Raw genomic sequence first — 12308 nt, 5'->3', positions numbered from 1 at the left:
ATGTGACCGGTTCATACACGGCGCTCCCCTTGTCCCGTTCACCGCACAGATGATTTATGAGGATCCCGTCCCGTGGTGAACGGAACCATTCCACCCATCCGGCATTAGCGCCGCGAAACATGCCGGATGGCGCGTAAAACGCTTATCCGGCCTACGAATCAACCTACACCTGCGGAATCTCGCGATTCTCATCCTTATCCACCGCAAAACAGGCCACCAGCTGACCGTTGTAATCCTTCAACTGCGGCTGTAATTGCGTGCAGGGGCCGAAGCGACGGCTACAACGGGCATTAAAGGCACAGCCCGGCGGCGGGTTGAGCGGGCTCGGCAGCTCGCCGGTAAGCTTAATGCGCTCGCGGCGATCGTCCGGGTTAAGCCGCGGCGTCGCGGAGAGCAGCGCCTGGGTGTAAGGATGGCGCGGGTTGGCAAAGATCTGCTCTTTGCTGCCCTTCTCCACGCAGCGGCCGAGATACATCACCATCACCTCATCGGCAATGTGCTCCACCACCGACAGATCGTGCGAGATAAAGACGTAGGAGAGCCCTAAATCCTGCTGCAGATCCATCATCAGGTTCAGCACCTGCGCACGCACGGAGACGTCGAGCGCCGAAACCGGTTCATCGGCAATCACCACGTCCGGGTCGAGCATCAGGCCACGGGCGATAGCAATACGCTGACGCTGACCGCCGGAGAACATATGCGGGTAGCGATCGTAGTGCTCGGTTTTCAGCCCCACTTTCGCCATCATCGCCAGCGCTTTCTCGCGGCGCGCCTCTCTGCTGAGGGAGCTGTTAATCAACAGCGGCTCTTCGAGGATCTGCCCCACTTTTTTACGCGGGTTCAGCGAGCCATAGGGGTTCTGAAAGACGATCTGGATTTTCTGCCGACGCAGCTTCTGCGCCTGCGGATCGTGCTTGAGCAGATCCTGGCCCTGGTAGTAGAGCTCGCCGCCGGTCGGCGTTTCAATCATCGTCAGCAGGCGGCCAAGCGTTGATTTGCCGCAGCCGGACTCGCCGACCACCGCCAGGGTTTTGCCGCGCTCCAGCGAAAACGAGACGCCGTCCAGCGCTTTGACCAGGCGCTCCGGGGCAAAAAAGCCCTTCTTCACCGGGTAGTGTTTTTTCAGGTCGATCGCCTGCAACAGCGGCTGCTGCGAAGTGGCCTCATGCGTACTCATAATTCGGCCTCCCGGCATCATCGAGTGGGTAGTGACATTTGGACTGGCGGCCGCCGTCGACGGTGTTCAGATCCGGCTCATCGACGCGGCATTTGTCCGTCGCATAGGGGCAGCGCGGGTTAAGCAGACAGCCGCTCGGGCGGTCATATTTCCCCGGCACCACGCCCGGCAGCGACGCCAGACGCGCTTTGTCCTGGGCAAACTCCGGCAGCGCGCGCAGCAGCGCCTGGGTGTACGGGTGACGCGGCGCGCGGAAGATATCCCGCGATTCGCCCGCTTCCACCACCTGGCCTGCATACATGACGATGATTTTGTGCGCCGCTTCCGCCACCAGCGCCAGATCGTGCGTAATCAGGATCAGCGCCATGTTCTTTTGCTGCTGCAACTCCAGCAGCAGTTCGATGATCTGCGCCTGAATGGTAACGTCCAACGCAGTGGTCGGTTCATCGGCAATCAGCAACTTCGGCTGGCAGGCAATCGCCATTGCGATCATCACGCGCTGGCTCATACCGCCCGAAAGCTGGTGCGGGTAAACATCCAGCCGCGAAGCCGGGTCGGGAATGCCGACCTGGTTCAGCAGGTCGATCGCCCGCTGGCGGCGGGTTTTCTTATTGCCGCCCTGATGCACTTTGATCGCTTCCATAATCTGGAAACCGACGGTGTAGCAGGGGTTGAGGCTGGTCATCGGATCCTGGAAAATCATCGCCACTTCCGAGCCGACCAGGCTGCGGCGCTCTTTTTCGGAAATCCGTTTTAAATCCTGACCGTTAAACTCCAGCTTCTCTGCCATTACGCGGCCGGGGAAATCAATCAGCCCCATGATCGCCAGCGAGCTGACCGATTTACCGGAGCCGGACTCGCCAACGATGCCGATCACTTCGCCCTGGTTTACGCTGTAGCTAATGCGGTCTACGGCGCGGAACTCGGCACCAACGTCGCCGAAGTGCACCGATAATTTATCTACATTTAATAACGCCATCTCGAACCTCTTACTGCTTCAGTTTGGGGTCGAGCGCATCACGCAGTCCGTCACCCATCAGGTTAAATGCCAGCACCGTCAGCAGGATCGCCAGACCCGGGAAGGTCACGACCCACCAGGCACTCTGTGCGAACTGCAACACGTCGGAGAGCATGGTGCCCCATTCCGGTGTTGGCGGCTGCGCACCCATGCCGAGGAAGCCAAGGGCGGCCATATCGAGAATGGCGTTAGAGAAGCCGAGCGATGCCTGAACGATCAGCGGCGCAAGGCAGTTCGGGAAGATATTGACGAACATTTGACGCATCGCGCCTGCACCCGCCACGCGGGAAGCGGTCACATAGTCGCGGTTCACCTCCACCAGCACGGCGGCGCGCGTCAGACGCACATAGTGCGGCAGGGCGACAAAGGTTAATGCCAGCGAGGCGTTGACAATCGACGGGCCGAAGATCGCCACCAGCACCAGCGCCAGCAGCAGGCTCGGCAGTGCCAGCATGATATCGACGACGCGCATGATGATATTGTCGATAAGCCCGCCAAAGTAGCCCGCCACCAGGCCGAGGATAATCCCGGCGACCAGCGACAGCGCCACCACCAGGCAGCCAACCAGCAGCGAGAGGCGCGCGCCAAACATCAGGCGCGACAGCGTATCGCGGCCCACATCATCGGTGCCGAGGATATGCGTCCAGGTGCCGCCATCCTGCCAGACCGGCGGTGCCAGCAGCGCATCGCGGAACTGATCCGCCGGGTTATGCGGCGCGATGAAGTTGGCGAAGATGGCGATAATCAACATCACCACCACATAGGCCAGGCCGACAACCGCGCCTTTATTGCGTTTGAAGTAGTGCCAGAACTCCTGCAACGGCGTCATGGGCACCGGCGCAGAGACAACTTTATTTTCAGTAACTTGTGACATGATGGCCCCTTACTTCTTATGCCGAATACGCGGGTTCACCACGCCGTACAGCAGGTCGACCAGCAGGTTGACGAGGATAATCATCGTCGCGACCAGCAGTACCCCGCCCTGCACCACCGGATAATCGCGGCGCTGCAGTGCATCAATCAGCCAGCGGCCAAGCCCCGGCCAGGAGAAGATGGTTTCGGTCAGGATCGCGCCCGCCAGCATGGTGCCGACCTGCAGACCGATAACCGTTACCACCGGCAGCATCGCGTTGCGCAGCGCGTGGACGATAATCACCCGCATGCGGGTCAGCCCTTTGGCGCGCGCGGTGCGGATATAGTCTTCGCCCAGCACTTCCAGCATCGAGGAGCGCGTCATACGCACGATCACCGCCAGCGGAATAGTGCCGAGCACCACGGCCGGCAGGATCATGTGCGCGACGGCATCAATAAAGTTGCCCTCTTCGCCCCAGATGGCGGTGTCGATCAGCATAAAGCCGGTTAGCGGATTGGTGTCATCAAGGAACACCATATCGCTGACGCGCCCGGAGACCGGCGTCAGGTTTAGCTGCACCGAGACCAGCATAATCAGCATCATGCCCCACCAGAAGATCGGCATGGAGTAGCCGGTCAGCGCGATGCTCACGGCAGTGTGATCGAAGATGGAGCCGCGTTTGACCGCAGCGAGTACGCCCACCGGAATGCCGACGGCAACGGCGAAGATCATCGCGCAGACGCCCAGCTCCAGCGTGGCTTTAAAGCGCGGCACGAATTCGTCCCACACCGGAAGACGGCTCTTCAATGAGAGACCTAAATCGCCATGCAATACGCCCCACACATAGTGGACATACTGTTCCCACAGCGGCTTGTCGAGACCGAGCTCGGCCAGCAACTGAGCGTGACGCTCAGGGGAGATACCACGCTCACCCGCCATGATCATCACCGGATCGCCGGGGATCATATGAACAAAGGCAAAGGTGAGAAGGGTGATACCGATAAACGTCGGGATAACTAACCCCAGACGTCGGAGGATGAACTGCAACATAACCCGGATTCTCAGTAGTGACGCGACGCCTGGCGACGGCACGTCTGTATTGCTCACAAATGTATTTCCACTCTCATCACAAGAGGGAACAGACCTCTCCCCCTCTCCCAGCGAAGAGGGGGAGATCAGGCATTTTACTTATTATTCGACAGAGACGTTTTCAAAGTGGTGTTTGCCTAATGGATCAACCACATAGCCTTTCACTTCTTTACGCACTGGCTCATAGACGGTGGAGTGCGCGACGATCAGCGCCGGAGCCTGGTCATGCATCACTACCTGCGCTTGTTTGTAGAGCTCAATACGCTTGTTGTGATCGTCAGTGGCGCGCGCCGGCTGAATCAGATCTTCAAACGGCTTGTAGCACCAGCGCGAGTAGTTGGAGCCATCTTTCGCCGCTGCGCAGCTGAACAGGGTGGCGAAGAAGTTATCCGGATCCCCATTGTCGCCGGTCCAGCCCATCATAACGGCCTGGTGCTCGCCCGCTTTCGCACGCTTGAGGTATTCGCCCCACTCGTAGGTGACGATTTTGGCCTGTACGCCCACTTTCGCCCAGTCAGACTGAATCATCTCAGCCATACGGCGCGCGTTCGGGTTGTACGGACGCTGTACCGGCATCGCCCACAGCTCAACGGTGAAGCCCTTCTCATGACCGGCTTCTTTCAGCAGCTGCTTCGCCTTCTCCGGATCGTAGGTGTAGTCTTTAACGTCGTCGTTATAGCCCCACATGGTCGGCGGAATCAGGTTTTTCGCCGCCACGCCCGCGCCCTGGTAGACCGCTTTGATGATCGCTTCTTTGTTTACCGCGTAGGTCAGCGCCTGGCGCACTTTCACATCATCAAACGGTTTTTTCTCGGTGTTGAAGGACATGTAACCGACGTTCAGGCCAGCCTGCTCCATCAGGTTAATGTTTTTGTCCTGCTTCATGCGCGCGATGTCAGCCGGGTTCGGGTACGGCATCACCTGACATTCGTTTTTCTGCAATTTGGCATAACGCACGGAAGCATCCGGCGTGATGGAGAAGACCAGGCGATCGATCTTCGGCTTGGTGCCCCAGAAGCCTTCAAACGCTTTGTAGAGAATGCGCGAGTCTTTCTGGTATTGCAGCAGCTGGAACGGACCGGTACCGATTGGGTTGAGGTCAACTTTGTCCGGCGTGCCGGCTTTCAGCATGTTGTCCGCATACTCTTTGGAGAGGATGGAGGCGAAGTCCATCGCCAGGTCAGCGAGGAACGGCGATTCCGGGCGCGTCAGCACGAACTGCACGGTGTGGTCGTCGACTTTTTTCACTTCGCTAATCAGATCCGGCAGACCCATGCCTTCGAAGTATTCGTAGCTGCCGCCAGAGATTTTATGGTACGGGTTCTGGGCGTTTTTCTGGCGATCGAAAGAGAACACCACGTCATCGGCGTTGAATTCACGCGTCGGTTTGAACTCTTTGTTGTCCTGCCACTTAACGCCTTTACGCAGGTGGAAGGTGTAGGTTTTGCCGTCTTCGCTGATGTCCCACTTCTCCGCCAGACCCGGAATCACTTCCGTGGTGCCGGTTTTGAACTCAACCAGACGGTTATAAATTGGCACAGAGCTGGCATCGTAAGTGGTACCAGAGGTGAAAAGCTGTGGGTTAAAGCCTTCGGGCGAACCTTCAGAACAATAAACCAGGGTTTTAGCCTGCACGCTTGCCGCGACGGTCATGGCCACCAGGCTAAGACCGAGCTTCAGCATCCCTGACTTCTTCAAGGAAATACTCATTGATTCTGCTCCAATGTGATATGTGTTGTTACCCATGCAGTGGGTATGTCCGACAGGCCTTTTTTAGTTTTTTACCCGGTCTGGTCGGTTGTGCCCGCAGGCGTTATGAGAGATGGGGATTCCTTTCACAAGGTTGACTGAGTTGCAGTACAGATTCTCCATGAAATGCCCCTCATGCCCTACAATCTGTCAACAGAATGTCAAAACGTCAATACAGGTAACCGGGATTTACAACGACGGTGAGAATCGGCAAACAAAGTTAAAAAAAAGTTCAAGCCACCATATTCAGCAGGGAAATTTATGCTAAGGGCGCGGAGGCAGAATATTCCCCTTATAAAGCGCCCTTACCCAGTGATTAACATTCATGCAGATTATGAAAAATTTCTATCACAATGATGATTATCTGAGCGGTATATCCCGCGAACGTTAAAACGCACAGCGCAAAATGCTGACTTTATCCATAAGCAACGCGAAAAAAGATCGTTAGATATATAAATAAATACGATGGAATATCGCAAAAAATAGCCGTCAGGCAGCGGGAAGCAGGGATAAGTAGAGTTTCGGCGGGTTTTGGTTTTTGCCAGAGGCATTGGCTGCGGAATCGTCGGTTTGCCGGATGGCGCGTGAACGCTTATCCGGCCTACGGGTGCGCTGGATTCGGAATCATGGGTTTTGCCGGATGGCGCATAAATGCTTATCCGGCCTACGGAATTGAGGGTTTTGCTGGATCGCGTAGGCCTGATAAGGCGAAGCCGCCATCAGGCAATTGTGCTGACGCAGAAAGCAAAAAACCCAACCGTAAGGTTGGGTTTTTCTGAATTTGGTCGGTGCCAGAGGATGACTCGCCACTGCGTGGCTCGCCCTGCGGGCCGTTGCTGCGCAACGTTCTCTCGCTGCGCTCGAGTCGAACCTCCACCCCCGGAGGTTCTCATCCTCTTTACTTCAGATGCAAAAAACCCCGCCGAGGCGGGGTTTTCAAATTTGGTCGGTGATAGAGGATTCGAACCTCCGACCCCTTCGTCCCGAACGAAGTGCGCTACCAGGCTGCGCCAATCACCGAATGCGGGGCGCATCTTACTGCCGCCGACATGCCCCGTCAATCCTTTAATCGAAAAAAGCTAACTGACTGGCGAGAAAGCCATCAGCGCGTTACTTCGCGGCCTGCGCCGGCAAACGGCACCAGTTATTGTTCTCGTTAATCCCACCATCCGGCGAGGTATAACCGAGGCAACCCATAATGGTGTCGTACAGCTCAACGTGGCGGCGCGGCGTTTTATAGGCCGCCTGCTGCTTAAGCTGCGCCAGCATCTGCGCCTTCTGCGGGTCTTCAAGGTACTTATCAGACATCCACACCATCATCGGCACGCGGAACTGCTCCGGCGGTGCCATATGGCGCGGCGTGCCGTGCAGGTGCTCCTGCTCATTAATCGACTCGCCGTGATCCGCTGCGTAAAACACTATCGCTTTGCGGTCGCGCATCTTATCGATCACGCTGTCGATAAAGTGATCGACATAGGTCACCGAGTTATCAAAGGAGTTAATCATCTCCTCTTTACTGCACTTGCGATCGACCCCCATACACTCCGGTTTCCACTGCGCAAAGCTGCGCGGGTAACGCTGGGTATAGTTAAAGTGCGACCCTTTGGTGTGAAGAATAATCATATGCTTACCGTTGGCGTTATCCGCCAGCGAGCGGTCCATCTCATCGACCAGCAGCATATCATCAACGTGCTTACCGCGGTTGCGCGGCTCGGCGCCAATCTGCTCGCGATAGGCGATATTGTCCGCCATGGTGTTGCTGTAGAACCACATTTCGCTCTGCATGGCGTAGAGATCGCTGGAGAAGCCAAGCTGCTTGAGCACCGCGAAAATATTCTGCTCTTTCAGGGTACGCTGCGGGTTGGTCTCCGCACCGCCTTCGCGCACAAACATACAGCGCAACGAGAGCTTCGTCGCGGTATCGCACGAGTAACCGCGGAAGGCGACGAGATTCTTCTCCTGCGCCAGCTTCGGCGTCGTGTTGCGTTCATAGCCGAGCATGCCCATATGGTCCCAGCGCGTGGTCTCGCCGATGATAAACACCACCCAGGTATCATCAATATTCTTCGGCGCGACGTAGGTAAACTTCGTCGCCGGGTTCATCAACGAGCTATTGTCTGAAGACTCATCAACCCGCGCCCAGGCATAGAGCCCCAGCGCAGAGAGCCAGTTGGAGGGCAGGTAGGAGTTAGCAACCACGCCGCCGTAGCTTGGCAGATCAACGCCTGAGGCGCGTTCGGTCTGCTTCTGCTGCACATCCATCAGGCGAATCGGCCCCCACACCAGCAGTCCGGCTAACACCACCAGCCCTGCGCTGCGGATGCGCGCGCCAGGCTGACGTAGCTGGCGCAGCAGGGTGTCGCGGCAGCGGTTGTGCCAGATAAAGAGCAGTGGAAGCGCGCTTACTGCCACGATCCAGACGAACAGCTGCCAGCCCACCACCTCTTTGGAGAGGTCAATATCCGTGGTCATCACCGAGGCGATAATGCCGTAGCCAATCACCACGTTGAGAAAAGTCATGTAGTAGCTGGCGGCGGCCGAGAAGACCACAATCAGCGAAGTCAGAATACGCCAGACGCGTCGGCCGAACAGCGACAGGACGCGCAGCAAGAAGAAGGTGACCAGCACGGTCGCGATCAGCTCCACGGCAGCGGAGAGCCCTTTCAGTGGGGTGAATGCGTGCGCGTAACCATCGAACCGACGGTAAAACACAGCGCTATTCATAAACAGGCCGATATACAACGCAAGCAGGAAGCTCAACTTCTGCTGGGTTATCGTTTTGATATAGTTCATGCAAGCAGCTCAAAAAAGAGGAAAAAGCTCCTGAAAGCGAGAGTCATTCACGCGTCAGGCTAAACAATTGCGAAGGAAGTTAATACGTGAAACTTCTGAAGCGCGCTAAGTAGACCATAGCGGCAGAGAAAAGTGTCAATGAGAGATAAAATTCGGCCATATATTTACAAAAAATAGATGGCCGATGACAAAAAATGTTAACCGCGATGGGTTATCAGGAGGTAATTACATTGAGTTTTACATCAATGTTACCGCGAGTGGCATTGGAGTAAGGGCAGACAATATGCGCCTTTTGCACCAGCTCTTCCGCTTCTTTGTGATCCATGCCCGGCAGGTGGATATCCAGCTGCGCTTCGATACCAAAACCGGTCGGCAACGGCCCAATGCCTACCTGACCTTCAATGTAAGCATCCTGCGGCACTTTCTTCTTCTCGGTCGACGCCACGTGTTTTAGCGCACCAAGGAAACAGGCCGAGTAGCCCGCTGCGAAAAGCTGTTCCGGGTTGGTCACTTCGCCGCCAGGGCCGCCCATCTCTTTCGGTACGCCCAGCTTGACATCCAGCACACCATCAGAGGAGGTTGCACGACCATCGCGTCCCCCGGTTGCTTTCGCTTTAGCACGGTAAACCACTTTCTCTAAAGACATTTGTGACTCCTTCTGTTGGATGAACCTGATTAATAAGGATAGTCGCTTTGCGGAAAGTGTGCGGCGCAGAGAGAGAAAAGCCTCGCGAAAGCGAGGCCAGGCATTAAAGATTTACGTAGTGGTAGCGGCAAGAAACGATAATCAGCGAGTCATCTTTTATGTAGTAAACGAGACGATGCTCTTTGGTGATGCGGCGCGACCAGAGCGGTTTATGGTGCTTAAGCGCTTCCGGCTTTCCGAGCCCCTGAAAAGGGTGCTCAAGCGCATCCCTGACGAGGGTATCAATCTTCTGCTTTACCTTAGGGTCGTTCTGCTTCCAGAAATCTATATCAGCTTGCGCTTCCGGCGTTATCCTGGGCGTCATTCAAATTTATATTCCTGTAGGTCGCCGCTTTCCGCCTGTTGGATGCTGCGCTCAATATGCGCGGCGTTGACCGGATTACTGAACAGATGAAGCGTCTCTTGCATAGAGGCAAACTCCTCGGCATCGATAACCACCACGCTTTTAGCCCCTTTGCGGGTGACAAGGATCGGTGCCAGCTCGTCATTTGCCTGCTGCATCAGCGAGGCCAGGTTCTGGCGGGCGTCGGTGTAGTTAACATGTTGCATATTCATCTCCCAGGTTCTGTTACGCGAGACACTATAGCTCACGTACAAGTACCTGTACATATAGAACCCCACCCTTTACGCACCGGATGGCAGGGCGAAATCATAGCGGGCCGTGAAAGTTAGCATTGCGATCGCCCGCAACAATCGTTGATGGCGTGAGAAATTCAGAAAATAACAAGGCCGCGACGATTGTCGCGGCCTGCAAAGGTGTAGCCAGTTCGTTATTACGCGTGCGCTTGCTGGTAGACCTCGCGCTGCGGCTGGCGGATGGTGGTGGAGAGAGCCAGCGACAGGATCAGCAGGGCGAAGATGACACAAAAGGTGACATAAAAGCCGCCGAACAGTGAGGCGATAATTGAGCCACAGATGCTGCCGATACCGAAACCGAGATAAATCACGCCGTAGTTTTTCGCCAGGTTGTTGAGACCGAAGAACTCACTCACCAGCGACGGGAAGACGGTGATGGTGCCGCCAAAGTTGAAAGCAACGCAGGCGATGGCGGCAAAGAAGCTCATGGCGTTCAGCGGTGCGAAGAGCAGTGCGGCCATGCCGACTAATGAAATCACCTGACCAATGGTAATCACGCGGATACGAGCAATCTTGTCAGAGAGGATACCCAGCACCAGGCGGCCGCTGAGGTTGGCAATCGCAATCACCGTTACCGCATTGGCAGCAGTGGCAATATCCAGATGCACCATCCCCTGCGCGATATCTTTCGCCACGCCAATCACATATAGACCGCTCATGCAGGCAGTCAGGAACATTACCGCCAGCATCCAGTACTGCGGTTTACGCATCGACTCTGCGAGAGTGAAGTCATTTTCCACCACGCCGTTAACGGTGGAGACTTTCTGCAGCGGCGCATCGGTCATCAGCATTGCGCCAAAGACAATCATCAGCAGCGTAATCGCGCCCCAGATCATAAAGGTGCTTTCCAGGCCGACGGTCGCCAGCAGATGGCTGTCGATAAATTTAAAACCGAGGCTGCCAAGGCCGTAAGAACCGATAGAGAAGGCGGAGATCAGCCCTTTGCGCTCCGGGAACCACTTCACGCAGTTAGAGAGGGTTAACAGGTAGCCCGCGCCATCTGCCAGGCCAACCAGCACGCCAGCGCTGAGCCACAGCATCATCAAATTGGTCGCATGCGCGGTGAGGAAGAAGCCAAGCCCGAGCAGCAGGCCGGAGGCGATGGTGACGCGCTTCACGCCAAAACGCTCCTGCAATTTACCGGCTACCGAGGAGGAGAGCGCGAGGCCAAGGCTCAGCAGGCCAAAGGAGAAGGCGACCTGGCTTACCGGCTCGCCCAGTTTTTCCGCCAGCGAACTATTGAACAAACTCCAGGTATAAACCGACCCTAACGCAAACTGCGTGATGATGGTACCGACCAGCGTCAGCCAGCGAGTGTGTTGAGCAAAGGAACTATTCATGGCAGTTGTCCCGCAGAAGAATAAAAAGGAATTCACTGCCGACAACCATAACGAAGCGCATTTCATGCCTGGGTAAAAAAGGCATGAAATGCAGCGAGAGAGGAATGAAATGCCGCTGAGCGGGAATGAATGACCGCGCGAAATATCACTGCGGCGAATACTAAGTGTGAGTTAGTACATACTATCAATACAAAACGCGCCGCTATTGTTTCCAGAGTGTAAAAAGATTGTTTTAATCGAGCTAAAAACGGGCGCTAACCCCCATGCTGTAGAGGTAGTTTTGCCCCCAGGTCTCGTTTTCCGATTGCGACATCGATGCGTAGGCGGCGAGGTGCGGGTTGAGCAGCATATCGGCCCCCAGCGTCACATCCATCCAGTTACCATACTGGTTGGCGGCGGTAAGGCGATAAAGGCCCGACTGGCTCTTCCAGACGTTTTCGCCAAACTGCTGGTTAACGCTGATTTGCGCCCACGGACGCAGATCGCCAAAGCGGCTATCAACGCGCCAGCCCAGCGAACTGACGCTGGCGTGCCACAGCGGATCGCTGTACTGCACGTTGGTCGCGCTGTCGCCGAATTCGTTATACATTGAGGTCGTTGAGCCATCGTAATGCCACACCGCCACCGGGCCGGTGGTGACTTGACTTGAGAGCGGAATATTCCAGCCAAGGCTCATGGTGCTAATCGTATCGAGCGGCGACGTATCGGGGAGATTAATGGCCAGCCCCGGCGAGTTTTGCGTCGAACGAATGCGCTCTTCAAGAATATCGTTATAACGGGGTTGCCGTTCGCTATCCCAGCGATAGCGTCCATCGGTGTCATCAGCACCGACATACTCTTGCTGCCACGCCGCCGCCGTCTGGGAAAAAAGCAGACAGGCAGGCAGCAGCGACATCATCAGGCCACTGCGGGTTGTTTTCATTATTTTACGACTCCAGAGAAGAGCC

The 12308-nt window shown here is 56.1% G+C and carries 11 protein-coding genes, 1 tRNA gene and 1 other RNA gene; all 13 read right to left on the bottom strand.

The genetic code is table 11. The features are described 5' to 3' along the window. Positions 1-163: 163 nt before the first annotated feature. Entirely contained in the window at positions 164-1177 is a 1014-nt protein-coding gene (gene dppF, locus ACWPW2_RS15525) for a dipeptide ABC transporter ATP-binding subunit DppF (RefSeq protein WP_042713255.1), read from the bottom strand. After that, on the bottom strand, positions 1164-2156 hold the full coding sequence (gene dppD, locus ACWPW2_RS15520) for a dipeptide ABC transporter ATP-binding protein (RefSeq protein WP_042713256.1): 993 nt from the start codon (positions 2154-2156) through the stop codon (positions 1164-1166). The genes dppF and dppD overlap by 14 nt, the downstream gene beginning before the upstream one ends. 10 nt (positions 2157-2166) lie before the next feature. Continuing rightward, entirely contained in the window at positions 2167-3069 is a 903-nt protein-coding gene (dppC, locus tag ACWPW2_RS15515) for a dipeptide ABC transporter permease DppC (RefSeq protein WP_054802687.1), read from the bottom strand. A gap of 9 nt (positions 3070-3078) precedes the next feature. Further along, complete coding sequence (dppB, locus tag ACWPW2_RS15510) at positions 3079-4098, bottom strand: dipeptide ABC transporter permease DppB (protein WP_042713258.1); 1020 nt, start codon at positions 4096-4098, stop codon at positions 3079-3081. A gap of 141 nt (positions 4099-4239) precedes the next feature. Continuing rightward, complete coding sequence (dppA, locus tag ACWPW2_RS15505; RefSeq protein WP_042713259.1) at positions 4240-5847, bottom strand: dipeptide ABC transporter periplasmic-binding protein DppA; 1608 nt, start codon at positions 5845-5847, stop codon at positions 4240-4242. Positions 5848-6668: 821 nt separating this feature from the next. Continuing rightward, a non-coding RNA gene (locus ACWPW2_RS15500) (RtT sRNA) lies at positions 6669-6800 on the bottom strand. Positions 6801-6829: 29 nt separating this feature from the next. Next, positions 6830-6906, bottom strand: a tRNA-Pro gene (locus tag ACWPW2_RS15495). Positions 6907-6996: 90 nt separating this feature from the next. After that, positions 6997-8679 carry a kdo(2)-lipid A phosphoethanolamine 7''-transferase gene (eptB, locus tag ACWPW2_RS15490; RefSeq protein ID WP_312605497.1) on the bottom strand — a complete coding sequence of 561 codons (1683 nt, stop codon included), beginning with the start codon at positions 8677-8679 and terminating at the stop codon, positions 6997-6999. Positions 8680-8893: 214 nt separating this feature from the next. Continuing rightward, positions 8894-9325 (bottom strand): organic hydroperoxide resistance protein, encoded by a 432-nt coding sequence (locus tag ACWPW2_RS15485; RefSeq protein WP_042718589.1) that lies wholly within the window; start codon positions 9323-9325, stop codon positions 8894-8896. Positions 9326-9428: 103 nt separating this feature from the next. Next, positions 9429-9689, bottom strand: a complete 261-nt coding sequence (locus ACWPW2_RS15480) for a Txe/YoeB family addiction module toxin (RefSeq protein ID WP_054802690.1) — start codon at positions 9687-9689, stop codon at positions 9429-9431. Next, complete coding sequence (locus ACWPW2_RS15475; protein ID WP_288874886.1) at positions 9686-9976, bottom strand: type II toxin-antitoxin system Phd/YefM family antitoxin; 291 nt, start codon at positions 9974-9976, stop codon at positions 9686-9688. The genes ACWPW2_RS15480 and ACWPW2_RS15475 overlap by 4 nt, the downstream gene beginning before the upstream one ends. 182 nt (positions 9977-10158) lie before the next feature. Further along, positions 10159-11361, bottom strand: coding sequence for an L-lactate MFS transporter (locus ACWPW2_RS15470; RefSeq protein ID WP_454124002.1), 1203 nt, complete (start codon positions 11359-11361; stop codon positions 10159-10161). A gap of 241 nt (positions 11362-11602) precedes the next feature. Then, positions 11603-12283 carry an autotransporter domain-containing protein gene (locus ACWPW2_RS15465; RefSeq protein WP_128481915.1) on the bottom strand — a complete coding sequence of 227 codons (681 nt, stop codon included), beginning with the start codon at positions 12281-12283 and terminating at the stop codon, positions 11603-11605. Positions 12284-12308 lie beyond the last annotated feature (25 nt).

It is taken from the genome of Kosakonia sp. Marseille-Q7440, from assembly GCF_965119485.1.
The sequence above is the reverse complement of the archived record's forward strand: the minus strand, read 5'-3'. Positions and strand labels throughout refer to the sequence as shown.